This is a genomic window from Saccharopolyspora griseoalba, from assembly GCF_042665275.1.
Lineage (GTDB): Bacteria > Actinomycetota > Actinomycetes > Mycobacteriales > Pseudonocardiaceae > Saccharopolyspora > Saccharopolyspora griseoalba.
Genome location: NZ_JBHTCJ010000012.1, coordinates 119,969 through 145,814, shown reverse-complemented (window position 1 = coordinate 145,814; position 25,846 = coordinate 119,969). Strand labels below are relative to the sequence as shown.

The following is a 25,846-nucleotide window of genomic DNA, read 5'->3' as shown; positions in this document are numbered from 1 at the left end:
GAGCGGACCTCCGGGCCACGAGCCGTCCCGGCGCACCTGTCCGAACTCACTCCCGATCGCTCGACGAGGAGCAGTCGTCATGACGAGACGAAACGCGGACTCCCCACCGATCGCGCTCCCGGCCGACTCGCGAAGTGCCCCCTCCCGGCGCCTAGGCCTGGTGGCCGTGATCGTCACCTTCGGGGGCCTGCTGTTCGGCTACGACACCGGCGTCGTCAACGGCGCCCTCGACCCGCTCACCGCAGACCTGGGGCTCACGCCCTTCACCGAGGGGATCGTCGTCAGCAACCTCGTGTTCGGCGCCGCCTTCGGCGCCGTGGTCGGCGGGGTGCTGTCCGACCGCTACGGCCGACGGCACAACATCCTGCTCCTCTCGCTGGTCTTCGTGTTCGGCACGCTCGGGTGCGCGCTGGCTCCGAGCTGGGAGGTCCTCGCCCTGTTCCGGTTCGTCCTCGGGCTGGCCGTCGGCGGAGCCTCGGCGACGGTCCCCGTCTACCTCGCCGAGGTCGCACCCGTCGAGCGCCGCGGCGGCATCGTCACGCGCAACGAGCTGATGATCGTGGTGGGGCAGTTCTCCGCCTTCGTCGTCAACGCCATCATCTTCAGCATCTGGCACGACGTCGCCGGCATCTGGCGCGCCATGCTCCTGGTAGCGGTGCTGCCGGCGATCGTGCTCTTCTTCGGCATGCTCCGGCTGCCGGAGAGCCCGCGCTGGTTGGTCGCCCGGGGACGGCACGACGAGGCCCTGGCCGTGCTGCTGCAGGTTCGCAGCCCCGAACGCGCGCACGCCGAGATGGCCGAAGTGCACCGCCTCGCCGAGGAGGAGCGGACCGCCAAGACCGCTGGAGCCGTTGACCTCGGGGTGCGCTGGGTCCGGGTGCTGATCCTCATCGGGGCCGGTCTCGGGATCTGCCAGCAGTTCACCGGCATCAACTCCATCATGTACTACGGCACGCAGCTCCTCGGCAGCGCCGGCTTCTCCGCCAACTCGGCCATCATCGCGAACACGCTCAACGGCGCCGTCAGCGTCATCGGGGTAGCGGTGGGGCTATCGGTGATGAACAAGATCAAGCGACGCACCATGCTGCTCGGCGGATTCGCGCTGACCACGACGTTCCACCTCCTCGTGGGGCTGTCCGCCCTGCTCATTCCGGGAGGGGAAGCCAAGGCGTGGTTCGTCCTCGTCTTCGTCGTGCTGTTCGTCTTCTCGATGCAGTCGACCATCGGCCCGCTGGTCTGGCTCATCCTCTCGGAGATGTTCCCGCTGAAGATCCGAAGTCTGGCGATCGGGATCAGCATCTTCGCGCTCTGGATCGCCAACGCCCTGGTGGCCCTCGGCTTCCCGCCGATCGTGGAGGCGATCGGGATCTCCAACACCTTCCTCGCGTTCGCCGTCTTCGGGACGTTGGCGATCACCTTCATCACCACGTGCGTGCCGGAGACCAAGGACCGCTCCCTGGAAGAGCTCGAGGGCGACTTCCGCGCCCGCTACTCCTGACCTGCGAAGACCGGCCGGCCGCGAAGGCCGCGGGCGAGCTGGTCGAGATGGAGAGGGCGCCCCGCCGGAACGCCGCGGGACGACTGATCGGGGAAGGCAGCGTGCGGGCGATCCGGTTTGGTCGGATGCTGGGGGCGCTCGAGCACAGCAAGCGCCCCACCCGTTGGACCAGGAAGGAACCGGAATGAGCACGACGCGCACCGCGCACACCACCTGGGAGGGCAACCTGCTGGAAGGCACCGGCACAGTGGCCCTGGACTCCTCCAAGATCGGGCAGTACCCGGTGTCCTGGCCGTCCCGCGCCGAGGAGCCCAACGGCAAGACCAGCCCCGAGGAACTCATCGCCGCCGCGCACTCCAGCTGCTACTCCATGGCGCTGTCGAACGGCCTCGCCCAGGCCGGCACCCCGCCCACCAAGCTCGACACCAGGGCGGAGGTCACCTTCAAGCCGGGCGAGGGCATCACGGGTGTCCACCTGACCGTTCAGGGCGAAGTGCCCGGTGCCGACGAGGAGAGCTTCCGCAAGGCAGCCGAGGACGCCAAGGCCAACTGCCCGGTGAGCCAGGCGCTCGCAGGCACGACGATCTCCCTCACCGCCTCGCTGGCGTCATGAGGCCGCAGCGCTCCTCGCGGGAACGAGCCAGGCAGGGCTCCGACCGGCGGGGGCGCCGGCGTTGATCGATCAGTCCGCCGTCGCGGAGCGCTGCGCGGTCACCCAGCGGTCGACGCGCGATCAGCACTGCTCCGCACCGAAACGCAGAAGTGCCCGTTGACCTGCGACTGCTCGCAGATCAACGGGCACCTCTCGATCGTCGGGACGGCGGGGTTCGCAACCGCGAGCCGTGCGGCTCCCCGCGAGCGAACAAGCGCGAGCCATCCCCGGGACGACGCCTGTCGGTCAGGCTCGGCGAGGCCAGCTGCTCCCGCGGCGGGCGGAACGCGTGCCGGGTTGCCACACCGCGGCTCGCAGCGGGGCGCGCGACGCCTCGACAGCTGTGCGCGCCGTCACGACTGCGACCCGCGCGACCAGGCTTTTGTAGGGTCTCCACAAATTTACCGCCGCGGCACGCGCTACGCGCCTCATTGGTCGGCCGGGCTTGATCGAGCAGGCTGGACGGCAGGTGCGGGCGACGCCGGGGAATGGAGCGTCGCCCGCGGAGCGTAGCTATCTGGGAGGCGCAGCCGGTGTTTGGTCGTATCGCCATCGTCAACCGCGGAGAGCCAGCGATGCGGCTGATCCACGCGGTCCGGGATCTTTCCGCGGAGACCGGGCGGCGGATCGAAACGGTGGCCCTGCACACCGACGTCGACCGCGACGCGACCTTCGTCCGGGAAGCCGACCTCGCCTACGACCTCGGTCCCGCTGCGCAGCGCCCGTACCTGGACCACGCCGCGCTGGAGCGGGCGCTGGTGGACACCGGCGCCGACGCCGCGTGGGTCGGCTGGGGGTTCGTCGCCGAGGACCCGGAGTTCGCCGAGCTGTGCGAGAAGACCGGCGTCACCTTCATCGGGCCGAGCGCGGACGCGATGCGCCAGCTCGGCGACAAGATCGGGGCGAAGCTGATCGCCGAGGAGGTCGGCGTCCCGGTGGCGCCGTGGAGCCGCGGCGAGGTCGGCACCCTCACCGACGCCCTGCGCATCGGTGACGAGATCGGCTACCCGCTGATGCTCAAGGCGGCCGCGGGCGGCGGCGGACGCGGTATCCGCAAGGTCACCTCGGCCGACGAGCTGGCCGAGGCCTACGAGCGCACCAGCCAGGAGGCGCTGCGCGCGTTCGGCTCCGGAACGGTCTTCCTGGAACACCTGGTCACCGGTGCCCGGCACGTCGAGGTCCAGGTGATCGCCGACGGCGAGGGGGCCGCCTGGGCGCTGGGCGTGCGGGACTGCTCGGTGCAGCGGCGCAACCAGAAGATCATCGAGGAGTCCGCCTCGCCGGTGCTGGAACCGGAGCAGACCGCCGAGCTGAAGGCCTCGGCCGAGCGGCTCGCCACGGCCGTGGGCTACCGCGGCGCCTGCACCGTCGAGTTCCTCTACCACCCGGGCACCAAGCTGTTCGCCTTCCTCGAGGTCAACACCCGGTTGCAGGTCGAGCACCCGATCACCGAGATCACCACGGGCACCGACCTGGTCCGGCTGCAGCTGCACGTCGCCAGCGGCGGGAGGCTGGAGGGCACGCGCCCCGAGGAGGCCGGGCACGCCGTCGAGGCCCGGCTCAACGCCGAGGACCCGGACCGCGACTTCGCCCCGGCCCCCGGTCGCATCGCGCGGCTGCTGCTGCCCTCCGGTCCCGGGATCCGGGTGGACACCGGGGTCAGCGAGGGCGACAGCATCCCGCCCGATTTCGACTCGATGATCGCCAAGGTCATCGCCTACGGGCACGACCGCGAGCAGGCGCTGGGCCGGCTCCGCCGCGCGATGGCCGAGACCACGGTGATCATCGAGGGCGGGGCGACGAACAAGAGCTTCGTGCTCGACCTCCTCGACCGGCCCGAGGTCATCGACGCGAGCGCCGACACCAGCTGGATCGACCGGGTGCGCGCCGACGGCGGCCTGGTCAACCACCGGCACTCCGCGGTCGCGCTCGCCGCCGCGGCCATCGAGGCCTACGAGGACGAGGAGGAGGTCAGCCGCCAGCGGCTGCTGGCCACCGCGCACGGCGGGCGCCCGCAGGTGCAGCACGACGCGAGCCAGGCGCTGGACCTCAAGCTGCGCGGCGTCGGCTACCGCGTGCACGTCGCCCGCGTCGGCCTGAAGCGCTTCCGGGTCGAGGTCAGCACCGGTGGGCAGGTGCACCCGGCCGATGTCGAGATCGACCGGTTCGACGCGCACAGCGGCCGGATCGTGGTCAACGGGACCCGCTTCCAGCTGACCTCGGCCACCCACGGACCGACGCACCTGGTCGAGGTCGACGGCGTGACGCACCGGATCAGCCGCGACGAGGGCGGTGTGGTCCGATCCCCCGCACCGGCGTTGGTCGTGGCCACGCCGCTGTCGGTCGGCGACGAGGTCGCCGCGGGCGCGTCGATCCTGGTGCTGGAGAGCATGAAGATGGAGACGGTGCTGCGCGCGCCGTTCCGGGCCCGGGTGCGCGAGTGCCCGGTGTCGGTGGGCAGCCAGGTGGAGACCGGCGCGCCGTTGATGCGCCTGGAGCCGCTGGCCGAGGAGGGCGCCGAGGAGGAGGACGCCGCGGGCGCGGAGGTCGAGATCGACCTCCCCGCGCAGCCCGCGGACGTCCCGGCGGCCGAACGCGCCGAGCGCGGTCTGCAGGAGCTGCGCAACCTCGTGCTCGGCTTCGACGTCGACCCGCACGACCGCACGCGGGTGCTGTCGGACTACCTGGCCGCGCGGGCGGAGCTGGGCGGGCGTCCGCTGCCCGGTGAGCTGGAGGTGCTCACCGCGTTCGCCGACCTGTCCGAGCTCAGCCGCAACAAGCCGGGCGGCGAGCTCGACGTCGAGCCGAACAGCCCCGTGCACAGCCCGCGCGAGTACTTCCACAGCTACCTGCAGAGCCTGGACGTCGAACGCGCCGGCGTCACCCAGGACTTCCAGGCCAAGCTCAGCAAGGTGCTCGCCCACTACGGCGTCACCGACCTCGACCGCACGCAGGCGCTCGAGGCGGCGGTCTTCCGGATCTTCCTGGCCCAGCAGCAGATGCCGGCGGACGCCGCCATCGTCTCCGAGCTGCTGCGGCAGTGGCTGGCCGACGCACCACCGGCCGAGCCGCTGCGCGAGCGGGCGGGGCTGGCCCTGGAGCACCTGGTCGAGGCGACCCAGGTGCGGTTCTCCGCGGTGTCCGACCTCGCCCGGGGCGTGGTGTTCCGCTGGTTCGCCCAGCCGCTGCTGCGCCGCAACCGCGCCAAGGTCTACGCCGACGTCCGCGAGCACCTGCGCCACCTCGACCGCGACCCGGACGCGCCGGACCGCGCCGAGCGGATCCAGGACATGGTCGCCAGCGCCGAGCCGCTGGTTCGGCTGATCGGTCAGCGGATCGGCCGCCCCGGCCGCGACCACGTCGCGCTGCTGGAAGTGCTGACCCGCCGCTACTACGGCAACCGCGACCTCGCCGAGGTCACCGCGCGGGACGCCGGCGGTTGCCGGTTCGTCACCGCCGAGCACAGCGGGGCCGACGGCCGCACCCGGGTGGTCACCACCGCCGCGGACATCGCCGACCTGCCCGCTGCGGTCGCCGCGGTCGGCGAGCTCGCGGCCGATGCGCCCGCCGACGGCGGCCTGGTCGCCGATCTGTACGTCACGTGGGAGGACCAGCCGGACGTCGGCGCGATGGCGGTGCGGCTCGGCGAGATCCTGACAGAGCAGCGGCTGCCCGCCGGGGTCACCCGGATCACCGCCACGGTCGCCGGCACCAGCGGCGCGGTGATGCACCACCACTTCACCTTCCGCCCGGAGGGCTCGACCTTCGTCGAGGACCGCCTGATCCGCGGCCTGCACCCGCAGATCGCGCAGCGGCTGCAGCTGCAGCGGCTCCGCGAGTTCGACCTCACCCGGCTGCCCTCGGCCGATGAGGAGATCTACCTGTTCAAGGCGTCCGCGAGGAGCAACCCGGCCGACGAGCGGCTCGTCGCGATGAGCCAGATCCGGGACCTCACGCCGCTGCGCGACGCCGACGGCCGGCTGGTCGCGCTGCCGGCGGTGGAGGACGCGATCGCCGGGTGCCTCGACGCGATCCGCGCGGTCCAGGCGCAGCGACCGCAGAACAGGCGGTTCGACACCAACCGGATCACGATGTACGTCTGGCCGCCGACCGACCTGACCACCGACGAGCTCAACACGCTCGTCCAGCGCATCAGGCCGACCGCGGCGGGCGCGGGGCTGGAGGAGGTCGAGTTCCTGGCCCGCCAGCGCACCGCCTCGGGCGAGCTGACCGACATCTCGGTGCGGATCACCGTCGATCCGGGGCGCGGTCCGCAGCTGCACGTCGGCGAACCGGTGACGGCCCCGGTCGAAGCTCTCAACGACTACCGCCAGAAGGTGCAGCGCGCCGCGCGGCGCGGGAACGCCTACCCCTACGAGCTGACCGACCTGCTCGCCGGCCCGGAAGGGCGGTTCGTCGAGCACGACCTCGACGAAACCGGCGCGCTCGCCCCGGTCGATCGCCCCAAGGGCGGCAATACCGCGGCGATCGTCGCCGGCGTGATCACCACGCCGACCCGGCTGCACCCCGAGGGCGTCACCCGCGTCCTGCTGCTGGGCGACCCGACGAAGGCGCTGGGCGCGCTGTCCGAACCGGAGTGCTCGCGCGTGATCGCCGCGCTCGACCTGGCCGAGCGCATGCGCGTGCCCGTGGAGTGGTTCGCGCTCTCCGCCGGGGCGCGGATCTCCATGTCCTCGGGCACCGAGAACATGGACTGGGTGGCCGCGGCGCTCAAGCGCATCGTCGAGTTCACCCAGGACGGGGGCGAGATCAACGTCGTCGTCTCGGGCATCAACGTCGGCGCGCAGCCGTACTGGAACGCCGAGGCGACGATGCTCATGCACACCAAGGGCGTCCTGGTGATGACCCCGGACTCGGCGATGGTGCTGACCGGCAAGCAATCGCTGGACTTCTCCGGCGGCGTTTCGGCCGAGGACAACTTCGGCATCGGCGGCTACGACCGCGTGATGGGGCCGAACGGCCAGGCCCAGTACTGGGCGCCCGACCTCGCCGGCGCTCGCGACGTGCTCATGGCGCACTACGACCACACCTACGTCGTGCCCGGCGACACCGGTCCGCGCAACGCGGGAACGAGCGACCCGTTCGACCGCGACGTCTCCGAGTTCCCGCACGCCGTCGTCGGCAGCGACTTCAGCACGGTGGGCCAGATCTTCTCCGCCGAGCACAACCCGGAGCGGAAGAAGCCGTTCGACATCCGCACGGTGATGCGCGCCGTCTCCGACCAGGACCACCCGGTGGCGGAGCGGTGGGCGGGCATGGCCGACGCCGACACCGCCGCGGTGCAGGACGCGCACATCGGCGGCCGACCGGTCTGCCTGATCGGCATCGAGTCGCGTTCGGTGCCCCGCCGCGGCTTCCCGCCCACGGACGGCCCGGACTCCTACACCGCGGGCACCCTGTTCCCGCGGTCGTCGAAGAAGACCGCGCGCGCGATCAACGCCGCCTCCGGCAATCGCCCGCTGGTGGTGCTGGCCAACCTGTCCGGTTTCGACGGCTCCCCGGAGTCGTTGCGCAAGCTGCAGCTGGAGTACGGCGCCGAGATCGGCAGGGCGATCGTCAACTTCGACGGGCCCATCGTGTTCTGCGTGATCTCCCGCTACCACGGCGGCGCGTTCGTGGTGTTCTCCAAGGCGCTCAACCCGAACATGACCGTCCTGGCGCTGGAGGGCTCGTTCGCCTCGGTGCTCGGCGGGGCGCCCGCGGCGGCCGTCGTGTTCTCCGGCGAGGTGAACGACCGAACCGCCAAGGACCCGCGGGTGGCCGCGTTGCAGGAGCAGATCTCGACCGCCAGCGGCGCCGAGCGAGCGGCGCTGAGCACGCAGCTCGCGGAGACGCGGTCGGCCGTGCGGGCCGAGAAGCTCAGCGAGGTCGCCGCCGAGTTCGACCAGGCGCACAACATCCAGCGCGCGGTCGACGTCGGATCGGTGGACGCGATCATCAGCGCCGCCGAGCTGCGTCCGCGCATCATCGAGGCCGTCGAGAACGGCCTGAAGGGCTGACGCACCCGCAGCTGGTCCAAGGCGGACGGCGCCCGGGCTCCCGGTCGAGCCCGGGCGCCGTACTCCTCGGCGACCACCGGTGCGCAGCGAGAACGCGTCGTGGGGCACGAACCCTGCGGGAAACCGCGAGCGCCGCGCTCAACCGCCGGCGTCGTCGACCGCGATGTCCTCGTGCCACAGTTCCGGCCGCGCGGTCACGAAGTCGGCCATCAGCTCGGCGCACTCGTCCAGGTCGAGGACCACGACCTCCACCCCGTGGCCGCGCAGCAGCTCCTCGCCTGCCGCGTAGGTGCGGTTCTCGCCGATCACCACGCGCGGAATCCCGAAGAGCAGCACCGCCCCGGTGCACAGGAAGCAGGGCGACAACGTGGTGAACAAGGTGGCCCGCCGGTAGGTCGACGCCGCCTGGCGCCCCGCGCTCTCGATGCAATCGATCTCCGCGTGCAGCGTCGGGCTCGCCCGCTGGACGCGGCGATTTCGCCCCGCGGACAGCAGCTCACCGCCGACGACCAGCGCCGCACCGATCGGTATTCCGCCTTCGGCCGCACCGATCCGCGCCTGCTCGATCGCGTGCTCCATCAACTCGCCGTATTCGCGCACGGCTCCCCTCCTGCGGCTGCTTCCTCGCGGACCGGCCGTCGTCGTCCTCCGTCGCGCCCCGCTTCGGGATCGGCTGCGGATCCGCAGGCCCGCCACCCGGCGACCACCGGCCGAACGGGCGCGCCAGGCGTTCTCGCAGCGGGCGTTCCAGTCGGGCGGCAGATCGATGACGTTGGTCTGCTGCACTGCGCACACCCACCAGGCATCGTCGCGTTCGACGAGCATCCACGTTCCGGAGTTGCGTCGCACGTCGCCATCGGCAGCGATCGCTTCCTGCGGCGCGTGGACCACCGAGGTCGCGCGTGCCGCGCAGGCGGGGCAGCTCGGGCCAGTCCGGGAACGCCACGGCTTCGAGGACGCGCACGCCGAGCGCGCCCGCGGCGGCGACCGCCGAGGCGCGGGTTCGGTCGATGCTGCTGGCGCGGTGCGCGCGGCTTCTTCGTCGATTCCCTCAGCCCTGGGCGCCGACCACGGGGCTCAGCTTGAGCTCCGGGTGCAGGCGCTGCGTGGTTCGCATCTCGTGCTCGCTGGCGAACAGCACCAGCGGAGTGCCGTCGGCGCGGTCGAGCACTTCGCTGCGGCGCCCGTCGGCGAGAGCGCGCTGCTGGTCGTCCTCCAGGACCCGGACCACGCTGTAGGGCAGCTGCTCCATCCGCACCGGGGCGCGGAACTCGTTCTCCATCCGGTGCATCGCCACTTCGAACTGCATCGGGCCGACCGCGGCGAGCACGGGCGAGGCGTCACCGCGCTTGTCCGAGCGCAGCACCTGCACGACACCTTCCTGCGAGAGCTGCTCGATGCCGCGCCGGAACTGCTTGGAACGGCCCGGATCGGTCGTGCTCACCACCGCGAAGTGCTCCGGCGCGAAGCTGGGGATGCCGGGGTACTCGACCGCGGGCTTGCCGGTGTAGAGCGTGTCGCCCACCCGCAGCGCGGTGGCGTTGACCAGCCCGACGACATCGCCCGGGTTGGCGAGGTCGAGGGTGTCGCGCTGCTGGCCGAACACGTGCTGGGCGTACTTGGTCGAGAACGGCTTGCCCGTCGCGGCGTGCGTGACGACCATGCCCCGCTCGAACGCACCGGAGCACACCCGGGCGAAGGCCACCCGGTCGCGATGCGACGGATCCATTCCGGTCTGCACCTTGAACACGAACGCCGAGAAGGGCGCGTCCAGCTCGCGCGGTCGGCCGCGCACGTCCGGGCGCGGCTCGGGTCGCGGCGCGAGCGCGACCAGCTGCTGCAGCAGCTGCCCGATGCCGAAGTTGCGCACCGCGGAGCCGAACAGCACCGGCGTGGCGGTGGCCGCGTGGAAGGCCTCGGCGTCGAAGTCCCCGCCGGAGGCCGACAGCAGGTCGGACTCCTCGACCGCCCGGTCCCAGTCCGCGCCCACCTCGGCCCGCGCCTCGCCCGGGGACAGCCGCTGCTCGGATGCGATCGCGGCGCCACCGGACGTGCGCTCGTAGCCGACGAACTCCCCCGAGGACCGCTCCAGCACGCCGCGGAACCGGCCGGACTCGCCGACCGGCCAGGTCAGCGGCATCGGCCGCAAGCCGATCCGCTCCTGCACCTCGTCGCAGAGCTCCAGCGCGTCGCGCCCGGGGCGGTCCCACTTGTTGATGAAGGTGATCACCGGGATGCCGCGGTGCCGGCACACGTCGAAGAGCTTCAGCGTCTGCGGCTCCAGCCCCTTGGCCGCGTCCAGCAGCATCACCGCGGAGTCCACGGCCGACAGGACGCGGTAGGTGTCCTCGGAGAAGTCCGCGTGACCGGGCGTGTCCAGCAGGTTGATCACGCAGTCTTCGTAGGCGAACTGCAGCGCGGCCGAGGTGATCGAGATGCCGCGCGTGCGCTCCATCTCCAGCCAGTCCGAGACCACGCCCCGCCGGCCCGCCTTGCCGTGGACCGCGCCGGCCTCCGAGATGACCTTCGCGTGCAGCGCGAGCGCCTCGGTCAGCGTCGACTTGCCCGCGTCCGGGTGGCTGATCACCGCGAACGTCCGGCGCCGGCGAGCCTCCTGCGCGGGGTCGGCAGCGCGGCCTGCGGTCGCCCCGGCGCTCACCGGTCGGCCCCGTTGCGATCAGCACTCCGGCAACCCAGCTCCGTCAACTCGTCGACCTCCCGAAACACATCTGCGCTCACCTCGAACGAGCACCGCGCGACGCCCTCGTCCGGGCCAGGCGATCCGCGCGCAGCGGCACCAACGCCCGACATCCGACCCTAACGTGAGCGTAGATTTGACGTGCTGCCGCGCTGCTCGGCGTGGCGAACGGGCTGCTGCTCCGTGCTGATCGGGGATGCCGCCGGGCCGGAGCGGCGAGGCCAGGCGACCTCGCTGTATGGCACCGCGATGCTCTCCCGGTCAGTTCCTCTCCCCGCTGGCGTTCGGACCGCCGATGACGGCCGCCTCCATCACCACCGGGCACCTGATCGCCGCCGGTGCGTGCGCGGCGATCCCGGCCGCCCTGCTGCGCACCCGGGTCGAGCCGGAGGACCCGCCCGCTCACGGGCGGTAACCGGGCGAGAATCCCGCCTTGCGTATCGTGATGGGAATCAGGACGCGAGACGGCCGCGCCAGCGCGGTCGGCGAGGAGTGGTTTCGGCGTGGACGAGCGGATGCAGATCGGCGAGGTGGCCGAGCGCACGGGTCTGTCGCTGCGCACGATCCGCTACTACGAAGAAGTCGACCTGGTCGTGCCGAGCGCGCGCAGCCAGGGCGGCTTCCGGCTCTACACCGAACCCGACGTCGACCGGCTGCAGCTGATCAAGCGGATGAAGCCGCTGGGCTTCCAGCTCGACGAGATGCGCGAGCTGCTGGCCATCCTCGACCCCGCCCCGGGCGCGCCGGAGATCGACGACCCGGAGCAGCGGCTCGCCGAGTTCACCGCGACGGCCGAGAACGCCTGCGCGGAGCTGCGGGAGAAGCTGACCATCGCCGAGGAGTTCGCCGCCATGCTGCGGGATCACCTGGTCGCACCCCGGCGCACGTCCAGGACCAGCGGCAGCTGACCCGAGCCGAGCCCGCGTGATCCCGGACTCATTTGCGCGGAGCCGTTCGGAAGAGCGCGACCTCCTCGTCTAACGTAAGGGAAGAGTTGCGGGCCGCCGCGGTGCACCCACCGCCGGTCGGCCCCCGGGGTCACCGACGCCCCCGGCTCGCACCTCGAGCCGAGGAGCGCTCTTGCCTGCCAGCAGGATGTGGTGACCGCCCGACCCAGTCCAGCCGCCACCGTCGACGGCTTGCTCCCGGGACGCGAGGCGTCCCGCCCCCTTGCCGAGTCACCGCCGCCTCGCGCGGCGAACGCCCTGCGCCGCGCTGCGGCGCCCGAGCATGTCTGGTTGATCTGTGCTTGATTCACTCCCGCTGCGCCGACCGGCGTGGCTGTCACCGAAGGTCGCGCGCACCGAGATCCTCGGCGGTCTGGTCGTCGCGCTGGCGCTGATCCCGGAGGCGATCTCGTTCTCCATCATCGCCGGCGTCGACCCCAGAGTGGGCCTGTTCGCCTCGTTCACGATGGCCGTGGTCATCTCGATCGTCGGCGGCCGCGCCGCCATGATCTCCGCCGCCACCGGCGCGATCGCCCTCGTGGTGGCACCGCTGTCGCACCAGCACGGCCTGGGCTACCTGATCGCCGCGGTCATCCTCGGCGGGATCTTCCAGGCCGTCCTGGGCGCGCTGGGCGTGGCCAAGCTGATGCGGTTCGTGCCGCGCAGCGTCATGGTCGGCTTCGTCAACGCCCTGGCCATCATGATCTTCATGGCCCAGGTCCCCGAGCTCATCGACGTGCCGTGGATGGTCTACCCGCTGTTCGCGGCAGGCCTGGTGATCATGGTCCTGTTCCCCAAGCTGACCAAGGTCGTCCCGGCACCGCTGGTGTCGATCATCGCCCTGACCGCGGTGACCATCGCCGCGGGCATCGCCGTGCCCACCGTCGGCGACAAGGGTTCGCTGCCGAGCTCGCTGCCGGTCCCGGGCATCCCGGACGTGCCGTTCACGCTGGACACGCTGACCACCATCGCGCCCTACGCGCTGGCGTTCGCGCTGGTCGGGCTGATGGAGTCGCTGATGACCGCCAAGCTGGTCGACGACATCACCGACACCCACTCGAACAAGACCCGCGAGTCGATCGGCCAGGGCGTCGCCAACATCGTCACCGGCTTCTTCGGCGGCATGGGCGGCTGCGCGATGATCGGCCAGACCATGATCAACGTCAAGACCGCGGGCTCGCGCACCCGGCTGTCCACGTTCCTGGCCGGCGTGTTCCTGATGATCCTGTGCATCTCGTTCGGGCCGCTGGTCTCGCAGATCCCGATGGCCGCGCTGGTCGCGGTGATGGTCCTGGTCGCCTTCGGCACCTTCGACTGGCACAGCATCGCGCCGAAGACCCTCAAGCGGATGCCCACCGGTGAGATCCTCGTGATGGCCGTGACCGTGGTCGTCGTGGTGGCCACCGACAACCTCGCCATCGGCGTGGTCGTCGGCTCGATCACCGCGATGGTCATCTTCGCCCGCCGCGTCGCCCACCTCGTCGACGTCACCGCGGCCACCGACCCGGACGGCGGCCAGGTCGTCTACCAGGTCACCGGCGAGCTGTTCTTCGCCTCCAGCAACGATCTAGTCTACCAGTTCGACTACGCCAACGACCCGGACAAGGTCGTCATCGACCTCACCGACGCCCACATCTGGGACGCCTCCACTGTGGCCGCCCTCGACGCGATCACCACCAAGTACGAGGCCAAGGGCAAGGAGGTCGAGATCGTCGGCCTGAACACCCGCAGCGCCGCCATGCACGACCGCCTCACCGGGGAGCTCGCAGGCAGCCACTGACGGTTCGACGAGGGCCGCTTCCCGGCAGTGCAGCCGGGGAGCGGCCCTCGTCGCATCTGGCCCGCTCGAGCCCCACCCGCCGCGCAGGTGCTGAGCCTTCATCGGCGTCGCCCGGTCCGGCAAGACCTCGATCGCGCTGCACCGGGTGGCCTTCCTGCTCTACCGGTGCGGCGACTACATCGCCGATGTCCTCCCGGAGCTGGGCGAGGAGCAGGTCGCCGAGATCGACTTCGACGGGGTCGCGAGCGCGTTCCTGGACAAGGTCACCGACTACGAGAAGTTCAGCGAGCAGGTCGTCAAGCTCATCGACCGCGTCGACGAAGCCGCGGCCCAGCGCGTCCGCTACAAGGCGACCCCCGAGTTCGTCGCCGAGCTCGACGAGTGGATCGCCTCGCGGGCCGACGAGGACTTCTCCCCCGCACTCTCCCCCATCTTGGGGTTCGCGGACTCCCCCGACTCGATGGTGGTCTCCTAGGCCGGTCCCGGACTCGCCCTCCGCGGTCGATCGAGCGTCCGGGGCGTGCGCGATGAGCGGCCTCGTCGCGCACGCCCCGGGTCGGCAGCTGCGCGAACTCGCCTGCGCGGGACGGTCTGCGACGAGGCGGCCGCATCGACGGCAGGCTCGTCGCAGCTGACGATGGGCCCTGGGCCCCCGCCCCGGAGGGCGGGCCCGCATCGTGCACGACGCCTCCGGTGCGGCCTACTCGTCCTCGGCGATGCTCTTCATCGCCTTCCACCCGTGCGTGACGCCGCCACCGGCGCGCAAGGCGGCGGCGACCATGACGGCTTCGGCGACAGCGCCCTTGGACGCGCCGGCCTTGACCGCGCGCTCGGCGTGATCCTCGATGCAGAAGGAGCACTGCGTGGTCACCGCGACCCCGACCGCCACCAGCTCGCGCGTGGCCAGATCGAGGTTTCCGGTGCTCTCGTCGAACACGGCCTTGTCGAAGCCGAAGAACGCCGACACCATCTCCGGCGCGGCCTCTTTGATGTCGGCCATGAACTTCGCATCGTGGTCGTGAGAATGCATTCGATCGCCCTTTCCTCGTCCTGGGATAGCCAGTGACCGCCGTCAGCCGCCACGGCAGCACCCTACAGAACATACCCCCCACGGGTATATCGGGCCGGGTTCGACGAAGCCCGGCGCGGCATCGGCACGAGGCAGAGGTCGGTCATGCGACCGGGCTAGGTGTCGGTCTTGGGGACCGGGTGGGACCAGTCGGTGATCTCGAGGCGGACCGCGGCGCGGGGACGTCGGATGCCGTAAGGGGTTCCGGTGTGCACCGCGGACATGCGGTCGACCAGTTCGAGGTCGACGTCGTCGAAGAACCCGACCGCGCGGCCTTGGACGGTGATCCGACTGCGGCTCGCGCCTCCGATGAGGCGCTCCACGAGGCTGGTCGGCAGGTGCTCGCCGAGGTCGCCGACGCACGGTCCCACGAGTCCCGCGCACCTTCCGGGTCCGCGGACGCCCGGGACGTGCTCCGCCTCAGCGCGGTTGAGGTGGAGCAGCGGGCGCTCGACTCAGCGGCCGAACGCCCCCTCCTGCGCTCCGGTCAGCGGGCGGCTTGACCCCGCACTGCAGAGGTGCCGAGGTCGCTCTTGGGCAGGGGCTTCTGGTCCGACACGGCCCCCGCCCAGGTGTCGGTGTCGGAGACGGCCGCCCAGTTGGAGTGCAGCAGGACCATGAGCGTCTCGTGCACCTGCTGGGCCGAGACCTTCCCGGCTTCGTTGGCCAGGTGGATGGCACCAGTGGCGTCCGAGAGCACTTCCACGGCGAATCCGAGCGGTTCGGCCGCAGCAGCGGTGGCCAGCACGCAGTTGTTGGTCATGTACCCGACGAGCGTGAGGGTGTCGATGTCGTTGGCGCGCAGCCACTCGGTCAGGTCACCGGCGGTGAAGACGCTGGAGAAGCCCTTGACCACGTGCTTCGAGGCGGCCTCGGCACGCCGCTCGATCTCGGGGTGCAGTTGCCAGCCCTCGGATCCGACCGCGAACACCGGTGCGCCCGCGGGGTACTCGTGCTGGACGGTGATCACCGGCACTCCTGCCTCGACGGCGCTGTCGACCGCCCGCGCGATCCGGGGCAGCGACTCGTCTCGCGGCGGGTGCTGGACGGCGAGCGGTCCCTGGAAGTACTCCTGCTGGACATCGATGACGACGAGAGCACGGCGCGGGGCGTTCACTGCGAAATCCTCCTCGGACGATCGAGCGGCGGCCGGGTGAACCGCCACGCCCATCGTGCTGAGCGCGGGCGCGCTACCGTGAGTGGCAGGGAAGACCACCTTCGATGAAATCAGGCCAACCATGCGGATCGCCATCCACGCCTTCGACGGGATCACGACGTTCCACCTGGCCGCGCCGCTGCTCGCCTTCGGCGAGGTGTCCCGCCAGACCGTCCCGGACGGTTGGCGCACCACCGTCTGGAGCTCCGACGGGCGCCCGGTGCGCGCCGACGAAGGAGTGGTCATCGACGACCTCTCCGGACCCGACGCGACCGCTTCGGCCGACCTGCTGGTGTTCCCGTCCTGGCCCGCTCACCTCCCCGCGCCCGAGCCGGCCTTCATCGAGCGCATCCGCGGTGCGCACGCGCGCGGCGCGACGATCATCGGACTCTGCCTCGGCGCGTTCCCGGTGGCCGCCAGCGGAATCCTCGACGGCCGCACCGCCACGACGCACTGGGCCGCCGCCAACGAACTGGCCGAACAGCACCCGGCCGTGCAGATCCAGGCCGACGCGCTCTACCTCGATCACGGGGACGTGCTCACCTCGGCGGGCACGGCGTCCGCCCTCGACGCCTGCCTCCACGTCATCCGCACCCGCCTCGGATCGACAGCCGCGACCACCATCGCCCGCCACCTGGTCATCGCACCCCACCGCGACGGGGACCAGGCCCAGTACATCGAACGACCGCTGCTGAGCAGCGACGACGGCCCCATGGGCCAGACCATCGCCTGGGCCCTGGCCAACCTCGACCAGTCCCTCGCCGTCGAAGACCTGGCCGAGCACGCGTCGATGAGCCAGCGCAACTTCTCCCGCCGGTTCCGCGAAACCACCGGCATGAGCCCGGCGCGATGGGTCCTGATCCACCGCCTCGACGAGGCGCGCAGGCTCCTCGAAACCACCACCTGGAGCGTCAGCCGCATCGCCGAATCGTGCGGGTTCACCAGTGCCGTCACGTTCCGGCAGAACTTCGTCAAGCACTACAACACCACCCCCACCTCCTACCGGCTCCGCTTCACCGCCGCGCCGTGAGCCGACCGGCGTCCGCGTCGCCCGAACTCGGACCGATCCGCGCACCGAAGGGAGCGCCCGGCTAGTTCGAGGACGGCAAGAGGCGCAGCGCAGCACGGCGGGCCCGCTGCAGCGGTTCGGTGTCGCGCCGGAGCGCAGCGGTGACCGCAGCGCCTTCGAGCAGGAGCAAGCACTCCTCCGCCACTTCGCCGGGCGACGGGCAGCCGGCAGCGGCGGCCGCGTCTTCCAGTTGCGCTGCGACGCTCGCCTTGTGCTCGCTGATGACCGCGCGCGCGGGGTGGTCGAGATCGGCGAGCTCGGCCGCGGCGTTGACGAAACCGCACCCGCGGAAGTCATCGGCCACCGCCCACGCCTGGTAGGCGTCGAAGATCGCGGCCAGCCGCTCGCCCGGCGCTCCCGCGGCCGCCAACCGCTCGCCCAGCTCGGCCTGCCACCGCGCGTCGCGAGAACGCAGGTGCGCGGCCACGAGCCCGTCCTTGGAACCGAAGTGGGCGTAGAGCGTCACCTTGGTGACCTGCGCGCGGTCAGCGATCGCGTTGACCCCGACGGCTCTGATCCCCTTCTCGTAGAACAGCTGGGACGCCACGGTCAGGATGCGTTCCGCAGCCGGACTGCGGCCACCCCCGCTCCCGGTCCTCGAACCGGCCATCGATGCCTCCGCATGGACACTATACAAACCGGTATGTACGTTCCCAACGTACCAAACGATCACTCCACGCCCCTCCGAGGAGGAAGCCCCCATGACAGCTCGCGTGCACGCCGTGGCCTTCGACGTCCTGGAAACCCTGCTCGACGTGGAGGCACTGGCCGGGCGGCTGGAGGAGATCGGTCAGCCCGCCGAGCTGCTGCAGCCCTGGTTCATGCGATTCCAGCGGGATTCGATGGCGTTGACGCTCAGCGGAGACCGCGCCGAGTTCTACCCGGTGGCTCGGCAGGCGCTGCGCACCGATGCTCGGCACACCGCCAGCGAGGACGAGATCGACCACGTGCTGGACGGATTCCGCGAGCTGCCCGCCCATCCCGATGCCGAGCCGGCGCTGCGCAGGTTGTCCGAGGCCGGCGTGGCCGTCGGCTGCCTCACCGTCGGAAATCCGCAGAACACGGCCGGATTTCTGGAGAACGCCGGATTGGCGGGGTTCGTCGACGACGTCGTCACCGCTGACCGAGCCGGCACGTGGAAACCCGCCCCGGCCATCTACCACCTGACCGCGCGCGAACTCGGGGCCGCGCCGGAGAACACGGCGCTGGTGGCGGTGCACGCCTGGGACTGCCACGGCGCCAAGCGCGCCGGCTGCCTCGCCGGCTGGTGCGAGCGGCTCGAAGGTCGCTACGGCGACGTGTACACCCCGGCCGACGTGCACGGGCGCGATCTCACCGAGGTCGCCGACCGCCTGCTCCAGCTGACCTGACCGCGGTCTCGCTCGCGTCGGGCAGCGATCGCCGACGGCGCCCGCACCTCGCGGCGTCGCACCAGCGGCATTTCTCCACGCGGCCCCGCGACTCGTGCTCCCGGGGCCTGATCCGGCGACCGGTTCAAGGTCGTCCCGCTCGATCTCCGGGAAGCGCGCGCCTCGCGGAGATCGCGATGGCAGCTGGGACGACGAGCGCGAGCGCGGCGCCGGTCAGGGCCAGGAGCGGGTAGCTGGCCGCTGCGACGACGACGCCGGAGGCCATGCCCCCGGTCGCGCCGGCTACCGCCACGGCGACGTCGACCACGCCTTGGGTCTTCGCGCGAGTGGTGACGGGAACGGCGTTGGTGAGGATGGTGGTGCCGCTGACGAGGCCGAAGTTCCAACCGACGCCGAGCAGCACCAGCGCGACGGCGAGCAGGACGACGGAGTCGTCGGGCGAGGCGGCGGCGATGACCCCGGCAGCCAGGAGAACCAGCCCGGAGGCGATCACCACCCGCTTCGGTCCGCAGCGGTCGCTCAGCGTTCCGGCCAGCGGCGACGGCAGGTACATCGCGCCGACGTGCAAGGCGATGACCAGTCCGGAAGCCGCGGCGCTGTGCCCGTGGTCCTGCATGTGCACCGGGGTCATGGTCATGATCGCGACCATGACGAGTTGACCCAGGACCATCACCAGCACGCCGAGCCACAGCCCGGGGTGGCGGCGCTCGGCGTGCTTCGAATCCTCGGGCACCGCACCCGAACCGACGCGGGGCGCGTCCTCCGGCTCGTCGGCCAGCGAACGGGCGAGCACGAGGGGGTCCGGGCGCAGCCAGACGATCAGGATCAGCGCCGCGACGGCGAAGGCGGCGCCGGAGACGAGGAAAAGACCGGTCAGAGGGGGCAGGCCGAGAGCGGTCGCGAGATGACCGGCGGGAGCGGCGAGGTTCGGGCCGACGACACCGCCCAAGGTGGTCGCGACCAGGACCGTGGACACGGCGCGCGCGCGATTTCGAGCAGCGGCGAGGTCGGCCCCGGCGTAGCGGGCCTGGAGGTTGGCCGCCGTGCCCGCGCCGTAGAGGACGAGGGAGATCACCAGCAGGGCGGGGAGGTCGAGGCTGGCCGCGGCTACGACCCCGGCGCCCCCGAGCGCCCCGGCGAGGTAGCCCGCGGCCAGCCCGGGACGGCGCCCCAGGGCGTGGGAGATCCGCCCGATGCTGACGGCGGCAACGGCCGAACCCGCGGTGAGGAGAGCGCTGGGCAGCCCGGCCAGGGCGGTGGAACGGAGCATGTCCTGCACCAGGAGCGCGCCGACGGTGACCCCGGCCGCCAGCCCGACCCCGCTGAAGATCTGGGAGACCAGCAGGACGGCGAGGGTGCGCTTCTGCGTCCCGGTCAGCGAGGGGGCGTTCGCCTGCGGGCTGGGCGGCTTGGCCTCGGCGTCGTGCATGATGCCTCCGTTGCGAAACGTTCGGCGAGGTCGGTGGTGCGGGCGCTGCGCCGCTCGACGGCCCAGGCCACCGGCAGGACCGCGCAGGTCCCGGGATTCAGGGCAGGCGCATCAGCGGGCGGCGGCAGCCGGCGCCGACGGCATCGCGCAGGCGTCGGCGAGCAGTTCGGTGGAGCGCAGCAGCGCCTCCGGGGTGTGCCCCGCCGAGCCGAGCATGATCTCGTCGGGACCGGCGTCCGCGTGCAGCCGGTCGAGGTGCGCGGTGACCTGTTCGGGAGTGCCGTGCAGGACGCTGCTGATCCAGTGGTCGAGCACCTGCTGCTCGGAGTTCGCGTAGCGGTAGGACGCGGCCTCGTCGGGCGTGGGCACGAGGAACGACTTGCCCTGGAGCATGCGCATCATCGCGTGCGCGTAGCTGCGCGTCTGCCGCAGGGCTTCGAGCTCGTCGTCCGCGGCCATGACGCTGACGCTGGCGAGCGCGTACGGCTCGGCCAGCACTGCCGAGGGAGCGAACCGGTCGCGGTAGAGCTGCAGCGCCGGTGCGACGCCGACGGGGGAGAACTGACCCGCGAAGGCGAAGGGCAGGCCGAGGTGCGCGGCCAGCTGGGCGGAGTAACCCGAGGAGCCCAGCAACCAGACCTGGGGACGACCGGCCGCCTGCGGCACGTCGTTCTGACGGTCCTGGGCCGGTCCGGGCACGGCGTAGACGCGCTGGCGATAGGGGTGTTCATCGGGGAAGTCGTCGTCGAGGAAGCGCAGGAGCTCCATGACCTGACCCGGGAAGTCCTCGGCCGAGCGGCCGCGGCGCAGAGCGTCGGCGGTGGACGGGTTGGTGCCGGGGGCGCGGCCGAGTCCGACGTCGATGCGGCCCGGGGCGAGGGCTTGGAGCAGGCCGTACTGCTCGGCGACGATCAGCGGGGCGTGGTTGGGCAGCATCACTCCCCCCGCACCGAGCCGCAGCCGCGAGGTGTGCGCGGTCAGGCGGGCCAGCAGAACGGCGGGGCTGGATGCGGAAACTCCTGGCATGGAGTGGTGTTCGGTAACCCAGTAGCGGGTGAAGCCACGCCGATCGGCGAGCCGCGCCAGCGCGATGCTGCCGGACAGCGCATCGGCGGCGCTGACACCGCGACCGGCCAGGGCCGTGTCGAGGACGGACAGGGGCGCGGGGGCGCAGCCGCGAGCCGCGCCCTCGATCAGGTCGTTCACGAGGTTCCTTCAGGGTGTCTGGCGTGGCGAATGCCCACCCGTGCATGCGCCGCGCCCGGCGCGTCTTCACGGAAGGTCCGAGTTGCATCCGTGACCCTAGCTGTTTGTCACGGATGATTGCAACATGTACCGTGAGAAGCGGTTGAGCGGGGTCGAGCACCTCCGGCCGACCCCGTCCCGCCCCGCGCCGCGATCGGCGGGACTCAAACACCCCCGGCACGGGCGCACCGCCTGCGGCCGGACATGTCATCCATCCACGACCAAGGAGCAGCGCGTCGGATGACCGCCGAATTCACCCTGCTCACCTCCGGCTACGACGTCCGCGATCCGCGCAACGCGGGTCGGGACGGCTTCGAGAGGCCTTGGCAGGTCGCCTCCACCGTCTCGCTGCTGCGCGATGGCGACCGCGCCGTCGTCGTCGACCCCGGCATGGTCGACGACCGCAAGCTCATCCTCGATCCGCTCGCCGGCGCGGGCCTGAGCCCCGAGGAGATCACCGACGTCGTCTTCAGCCACCACCACCCGGACCACACCCTCAACGCAGCGCTCTTCCCCAACGCGCGCGCCCACGACGTCTGGGCGATCTACCGGGGCGACCTCTGGTACGACCGCCCCGCCGAGGGCTACCAGCTCTCGCCCTCGATCCGGCTGATCGAAACCCCCGGCCACACCCCGCAGGACATCACCACCGTCGCGAAGACCGACGAGGGCACGATCGTCTTCACCCACGCCTGGTGGAGCGCGACCGGCCCAGCGGAAGACCCCACCTCCACCGACAACGAGACCCTGCGAGCCTCCCGCCGGAAGATCCTCGACCTAGAACCCGCGCTGATCGTCCCCGGCCACGGGAAGGCCTTCACCCCCGACGAGGACACCCCGGTCTGAACCCCGCTTCCTCAGAAGCACCCGAATTCCCGGCAACGACCCGGCCTTCGGCGTCACCCCACCGAAAGGCCGGGTCTCCAAGCGCGTTCGATGACAGCAGCGCAGAACCTGACGCGATCATGACTCGAGGCGCCCAGCACTACCGCGCGACGAAGCCCCGGACCGAACTCCAGTCCCGGGCGGCGCTATTGCGCACCGGCGCGGCCGCGGCGGGCGTAGGCGCGGGCGGCGCGAGCACGATCTCCGCACCGAACGGAGCACCAGTGGCGGCGACCTTGGCGGAGGAGGAAGCGGTTGCAGGGCGTGGAGCCGCACGCGGTGAGGCGTTCGGCGTCGGCGGAGGTGAGCAGGTCGGCGGCATCGGCGGCCAGGGTGGCCAAGGCGTGCTCGACGATCGCCGTGGTGGGGTGCGGCTGAGTGCGGTACGGGCCGGTCTTGTCGTCCCACTGCAGCAGCGGCGCGACGGGGACGCGCGTCATCGCGTCGTTGACGGCCGCCACCGCAGCGGGCAGCGCCGGCACCTCGGCGACCCGGGAGGCGAACAGCGATCTGATCTGCTCGCGCAGCGAACGCAGTTGCGCCGCGCACATCTCCTGCAGGTCGGCGTCCGCTGGAGCCAGCCCGCACCCCACCAGCCAGTCGTTCGCCTGCGCGGGCGTCCCCAGGAGGTCGACCACCTGCTCGCCGGGCAGCGCGATGGCGGTGTTGGCGAGGGCGAGGGCCAAGTGCTCCTCCTCGCCCTGCGCAGGCGGCAGGCCAGTCCGTTCGACCAGGGACTCCGTCATGACCTCATGGTACAGCTCGCGCACAACCGTGACTTCTCCGACGGATGCGCGAACCCGGCCATGAGCCCGACCCGGGCTCCGCGGACGTCCTGCGCTGGTCACCTCGAGGTCGCGTCCCGGGAAGCGATGATCTGGCTGCGCAGCCGCTCCTCGTGCTCCACGACCTCCTCGACGCGCTCCGCCGCCCAGGCAGCACGCCCGGCGGGAACGACGGCCACGCCGTCGGCATCGGCCACGACGACGTCGCCGGGCGACACGACGACACCGCCAACGGCGACCGGAGAACCGACACTTCCCGGCCCGTTCTTGAACGGGCCCGCCGGGGTGACGGCACGAGCGAAGATCGCCAAGCCCTGCGCCGAGAGCGCCGCGACGTCGCGGACCGCACCGTCGACGATCGCACCGAGCACTCCCCGGCTGGCCATGATCTCGCCGATGAGGTCACCGATGACCGCCCGCGTGCGATCGGACTGACCGTTGATGACGAGCACATCTCCCGGCCGGGCTTCGTCGAGAGCGCGGTGGATCGCGAGGTTGTCGCCGGCACGGGTGTGCACGGGAAGAGCCGTGCCGACCAGAGCGGTCGCTTCCGTGCAGGCGCGAATGCCTCCGTCGAGGACGAGCATGCGCTGGAAGACGTCTCCGACGTTGGCGGCGGGGGCCTTGCCCAGGCGGGCCAGCAGCGAGCGTTCTGGACGGTCGTGCGGTGCGGAAACGGTGATCGAATCGGTGGGTGCGTCGATGAACACGAGACTGCTCCTTCGGTGGGTTCAGGCGGCCGCGCGCGGAGGCGTGACGACGGCGTTGTCCGGGATGCCACCTGCCAGGGCGCTGCGAACGCAGGCCACCGCCGCACCCCCGACCTCGGCCAGCGCTTCGTCCGTCTGACCGGCGACGTGCGGGGTGACTAGCAGGTTGTCGAACTCGTCGATCGGAAATCGGTTGCACGACACGGGGTCGCGCATGTTGTCGCTCTCGGCTTCCAGGACGTCCAACCCCGCCCCGCCCAGCCGCCCGGATCGCAACGCCGCGACCAGGGCCGCTTCATCGACCAGTCCGCCGCGCGAGGTGTTGATGAGCAGCGCTCCGGGGCGCATCTCGTCGAACTGCGCGGATCCGATGATGTGGCGCGTGGAGGGCAGCAGCGGCGCGTGCAGGCTGACGACGTCGGAGCTGCTGATCAGTTCTTCGAGGCCCACGAGCCGACACCCGAGCGCCTCGGCCGATTCGGCGTCCACCGCGGGATCGCTGACCAGCACGTCCATGCCGAAGGCTCGACCGATGCCGGCCACCCTGCGACCGATGCTGCCGAGCCCGAGGAGCCCCAGCGCACGGCCGTTCAGCTCAACCCCGGTCAGGCCGTCCTTGCGCTCGCCCCAGACCCCGGAACGGGTCCGGTTCGACGCCTCGGGAACCTTGCGGGCCAGGGCGAGGATCAGCGCGAAGACGTGCTCGGCGACCGCCCTGGCGTTCCCGCCGGGGGTGATGGTCACCCACACCCCGTGCTCGCGTGCCGCGTCGAGGTCGACGTTGTCGGTCCCCACCCCGTGACGTGCGATGATCCGCAGCCTCGGGGATGCTTCGATCTTGCCGCGGGGGAATTCCTCGGCGCGCAGCAGGACCGCGTCGACGGATTCGCAGACGTCGGCGTAGTCGACGGCGTTCGCGCCGTACCCGAGGTGGACGACGCCGTCGGTGGCGAGATCGGCGAGCACGTCGTCGTGCACCGGGTCGGAGACGTAGATCGTAGGCAAGGTGGTGCTCGCTATCGGTAGAGGTGGCTGGTTCCGGGCGCGGCGGGGCGGACCGCGAGCGCGACGACGATCAGCCCCAGCGCCGCGGACAGGACGAGGACGAACGCGGGCACGAAGGTGCTGCCCGTGGCATCGATCAACCAGGTGGCCAGGTACGGACCGCCACCCCCGCCGATCACCGCGCCGGTGCTGTGCCCGAACGCGACGCCGGTGTGCCGCACCTGCACCGGGAAGAATTCGGGAATGGTTCCGTACGTCCCGGCTTGGCACAGCGCGTAGGGCACCATGCTCAGCGCGAGCCCCGCGACGGCGAGCCCGACCGATCCCTGGTTCATGAGCGCGAAAGCGGGGACCACCACGACGATGTAGGCCGCGTAGGACCAGATCAGCAATCGCTTGCCGCCCATCCTCGCGCCCAGGTGGCCCGCAGCCGGGATGAGCACCGCCGCGAAGAGCACCGCGATCAGCACGATCGTCGAGGACGACGCCTTGGTGAACCCGAGGACGTCGCTGAGGTAGACCGCGACGAACACGGTTCCGACGTAGGTGCCGATGTTCTGCACCAGCGCGATGGCGATGACCTTGGCCACGGCGGCGCGGTGCCCGCTGAACAGCTCGCGCACGGGGCGACGCGGAGCACCGGCGCTCCGCTGCGAGTCCTGCCGGCTCTGCGCCGCGACGAACTCCGGGCTGTCCTCGACCCGCAGTCGCAGGACGAGCACGAGGACGCCGAGCGGGATCGCCAGCAGGAAGGGAATGCGCCATCCCCAGCTGAGCATGACCTCGCCGGGCACGGCGCTCGCGACGAGCGCGGTCATGCCCGCGGCGAGCGCCTTGCCGAAGTTCCCGACGCTGGGGACGAACGAGATGTACAGCGAACGACGCCTTTCCGGAGCCCACTCCCGGATGTAGGCGGCCGCGCCACCGATCTCGCCACCCGTGGAGAACCCCTGCAGGAGTCGCAGGATGACCAGGAGGACGGGTGCCCAGATGCCGATCTGTGCGTACCCCGGCAGCAGACCGGTCAGCCCGGCGGCCAGCCCCATGCACGTGATGCACGCGATCAGGCTCGTGCGCCTGCCGCGCCGGTCACCGAGACGGCCGAAGTAGATCGCCCCGAGCGGCCGGACGAGGAAGGCCGAACCGAAGACCAACAGCGTGCTCAGCAAGCCGAGGACGGGGTCTTCGCTCGGGAAGAACACGGTCGACAGCGTCGCGGCGACGTAGCCGTAGACGCTGAAGTCGTAGTACTCGACGAACGTGCCGAACACGGCGGCCGCGGTCGCCCTCTTCGCTTCTCTCTTCCGGGTCGCGGTCGAGGCCGCGGGCCCGTCACCGACATCGGTCATGGACATGCCAGCTCCATTGCTGTAAAAATTGGGACAGCGTCTCAGTTAATGTGCGCTAGAGTTTCGGTGCGGCTTCCCGAGATGTCAAGGCCGTGCCGTCCCGGCCGCCGCGCGTCCCCGGGGAGGCGGCCGGTGAGAGCAAGGGGCGCGCCCGGGCCGAACCGGGCCGCGACGACGAA

At 71.3% G+C, this 25,846-nt stretch carries 21 protein-coding genes; 9 read left to right on the top strand and 12 right to left on the bottom strand.

The window, feature by feature from the left end; all coding sequences use genetic code 11:
• Nucleotides 1-79 precede the first annotated feature (79 nt).
• From ACFQRI_RS21300 to ACFQRI_RS21290, 3 genes are all read left to right on the top strand, one after another.
• Nucleotides 80-1,498: a sugar porter family MFS transporter gene (locus tag ACFQRI_RS21300; protein WP_380671350.1), complete on the top strand. Its 1,419-nt coding sequence runs from the start codon at nucleotides 80-82 to the stop codon at nucleotides 1,496-1,498.
• A 184-nt stretch (nucleotides 1,499-1,682) separates the two neighbouring features.
• Nucleotides 1,683-2,111, top strand: coding sequence for an OsmC family protein (locus ACFQRI_RS21295; RefSeq protein WP_380671348.1), 429 nt, complete (start codon nucleotides 1,683-1,685; stop codon nucleotides 2,109-2,111).
• Between the two features lie 572 nt (nucleotides 2,112-2,683).
• The gene (locus tag ACFQRI_RS21290; protein WP_380671346.1) at nucleotides 2,684-8,170 is read left to right on the top strand and encodes an ATP-binding protein; all 5,487 of its coding nucleotides are present in this window, start codon (nucleotides 2,684-2,686) and stop codon (nucleotides 8,168-8,170) included.
• 138 nt (nucleotides 8,171-8,308) lie between these two features.
• Here the strand turns inward: ACFQRI_RS21290 and ACFQRI_RS21285 are convergent, their stop codons facing one another.
• Together ACFQRI_RS21285 and ACFQRI_RS21280 are read right to left on the bottom strand one after the other, a co-directional pair.
• Nucleotides 8,309-8,995, bottom strand: a complete 687-nt coding sequence (locus ACFQRI_RS21285; protein WP_380671345.1) for a nucleoside deaminase — start codon at nucleotides 8,993-8,995, stop codon at nucleotides 8,309-8,311.
• 226 nt (nucleotides 8,996-9,221) lie between these two features.
• Nucleotides 9,222-10,829 carry a peptide chain release factor 3 gene (locus ACFQRI_RS21280; RefSeq protein WP_380671343.1) on the bottom strand — a complete coding sequence of 536 codons (1,608 nt, stop codon included), beginning with the start codon at nucleotides 10,827-10,829 and terminating at the stop codon, nucleotides 9,222-9,224.
• 554 nt (nucleotides 10,830-11,383) lie between these two features.
• Here ACFQRI_RS21280 and ACFQRI_RS21275 point away from each other — a divergent pair.
• The 3 genes from ACFQRI_RS21275 (at nucleotide 11,384) to ACFQRI_RS21265 (ending at nucleotide 14,070) form a co-directional block, all read left to right on the top strand.
• A complete protein-coding gene (locus ACFQRI_RS21275) occupies nucleotides 11,384-11,776 on the top strand; it encodes a MerR family transcriptional regulator (protein ID WP_380671477.1) in 393 nt (130 codons plus the stop codon).
• 337 nt (nucleotides 11,777-12,113) lie between these two features.
• Nucleotides 12,114-13,595 (top strand): SulP family inorganic anion transporter, encoded by a 1,482-nt coding sequence (locus tag ACFQRI_RS21270; protein ID WP_380671341.1) that lies wholly within the window; start codon nucleotides 12,114-12,116, stop codon nucleotides 13,593-13,595.
• Nucleotides 13,596-13,740: 145 nt separating this feature from the next.
• Entirely contained in the window at nucleotides 13,741-14,070 is a 330-nt protein-coding gene (locus ACFQRI_RS21265) for a hypothetical protein (RefSeq protein WP_380671339.1), read from the top strand.
• Nucleotides 14,071-14,295: 225 nt separating this feature from the next.
• Here the strand turns inward: ACFQRI_RS21265 and ACFQRI_RS21260 are convergent, their stop codons facing one another.
• The 3 genes from ACFQRI_RS21260 to ACFQRI_RS21250 form a co-directional block, all read right to left on the bottom strand.
• A complete protein-coding gene (locus ACFQRI_RS21260) occupies nucleotides 14,296-14,625 on the bottom strand; it encodes a carboxymuconolactone decarboxylase family protein (protein ID WP_380671337.1) in 330 nt (109 codons plus the stop codon).
• A gap of 155 nt (nucleotides 14,626-14,780) precedes the next feature.
• Nucleotides 14,781-15,035, bottom strand: coding sequence for a hypothetical protein (locus ACFQRI_RS21255; RefSeq protein ID WP_380671335.1), 255 nt, complete (start codon nucleotides 15,033-15,035; stop codon nucleotides 14,781-14,783).
• A gap of 116 nt (nucleotides 15,036-15,151) precedes the next feature.
• The gene (locus tag ACFQRI_RS21250; RefSeq protein ID WP_380671333.1) at nucleotides 15,152-15,781 is read right to left on the bottom strand and encodes a cysteine hydrolase family protein; all 630 of its coding nucleotides are present in this window, start codon (nucleotides 15,779-15,781) and stop codon (nucleotides 15,152-15,154) included.
• 121 nt (nucleotides 15,782-15,902) lie between these two features.
• On the opposite strand from ACFQRI_RS21250, the gene ACFQRI_RS21245 reads away from it, so the two are divergent.
• A complete protein-coding gene (locus tag ACFQRI_RS21245; RefSeq protein ID WP_380671331.1) occupies nucleotides 15,903-16,850 on the top strand; it encodes a GlxA family transcriptional regulator in 948 nt (315 codons plus the stop codon).
• A 61-nt stretch (nucleotides 16,851-16,911) separates the two neighbouring features.
• Here ACFQRI_RS21245 and ACFQRI_RS21240 read toward each other — a convergent pair whose 3' ends face one another.
• Nucleotides 16,912-17,499 carry a TetR/AcrR family transcriptional regulator gene (locus tag ACFQRI_RS21240; RefSeq protein WP_380671329.1) on the bottom strand — a complete coding sequence of 196 codons (588 nt, stop codon included), beginning with the start codon at nucleotides 17,497-17,499 and terminating at the stop codon, nucleotides 16,912-16,914.
• A gap of 91 nt (nucleotides 17,500-17,590) precedes the next feature.
• Between ACFQRI_RS21240 and ACFQRI_RS21235 the strand changes: the two genes are divergently transcribed.
• Entirely contained in the window at nucleotides 17,591-18,259 is a 669-nt protein-coding gene (locus ACFQRI_RS21235; protein ID WP_380671327.1) for a haloacid dehalogenase type II, read from the top strand.
• A 124-nt stretch (nucleotides 18,260-18,383) separates the two neighbouring features.
• Here ACFQRI_RS21235 and ACFQRI_RS21230 read toward each other — a convergent pair whose 3' ends face one another.
• Entirely contained in the window at nucleotides 18,384-19,688 is a 1,305-nt protein-coding gene (locus ACFQRI_RS21230) for an MFS transporter (protein ID WP_380671325.1), read from the bottom strand.
• A gap of 111 nt (nucleotides 19,689-19,799) precedes the next feature.
• Complete coding sequence (locus tag ACFQRI_RS21225; protein ID WP_380671323.1) at nucleotides 19,800-20,894, bottom strand: LLM class flavin-dependent oxidoreductase; 1,095 nt, start codon at nucleotides 20,892-20,894, stop codon at nucleotides 19,800-19,802.
• 279 nt (nucleotides 20,895-21,173) lie between these two features.
• Between ACFQRI_RS21225 and ACFQRI_RS21220 the strand changes: the two genes are divergently transcribed.
• Nucleotides 21,174-21,779, top strand: coding sequence for an MBL fold metallo-hydrolase (locus ACFQRI_RS21220; RefSeq protein WP_380671321.1), 606 nt, complete (start codon nucleotides 21,174-21,176; stop codon nucleotides 21,777-21,779).
• A 185-nt stretch (nucleotides 21,780-21,964) separates the two neighbouring features.
• Here ACFQRI_RS21220 and ACFQRI_RS21215 read toward each other — a convergent pair whose 3' ends face one another.
• The 4 genes from ACFQRI_RS21215 to ACFQRI_RS21200 all read right to left on the bottom strand — a co-directional run bounded on the left by ACFQRI_RS21215 (nucleotide 21,965) and on the right by ACFQRI_RS21200 (nucleotide 25,673).
• The gene (locus ACFQRI_RS21215) at nucleotides 21,965-22,564 is read right to left on the bottom strand and encodes an ABATE domain-containing protein (protein ID WP_380671319.1); all 600 of its coding nucleotides are present in this window, start codon (nucleotides 22,562-22,564) and stop codon (nucleotides 21,965-21,967) included.
• A gap of 98 nt (nucleotides 22,565-22,662) precedes the next feature.
• Nucleotides 22,663-23,313 (bottom strand): RraA family protein, encoded by a 651-nt coding sequence (locus tag ACFQRI_RS21210; protein ID WP_380671317.1) that lies wholly within the window; start codon nucleotides 23,311-23,313, stop codon nucleotides 22,663-22,665.
• 21 nt (nucleotides 23,314-23,334) lie between these two features.
• The gene (locus ACFQRI_RS21205) at nucleotides 23,335-24,318 is read right to left on the bottom strand and encodes an NAD(P)-dependent oxidoreductase (RefSeq protein WP_380671315.1); all 984 of its coding nucleotides are present in this window, start codon (nucleotides 24,316-24,318) and stop codon (nucleotides 23,335-23,337) included.
• 11 nt (nucleotides 24,319-24,329) lie between these two features.
• Nucleotides 24,330-25,673, bottom strand: a complete 1,344-nt coding sequence (locus tag ACFQRI_RS21200) for an MFS transporter (RefSeq protein ID WP_380671313.1) — start codon at nucleotides 25,671-25,673, stop codon at nucleotides 24,330-24,332.
• Nucleotides 25,674-25,846 lie beyond the last annotated feature (173 nt).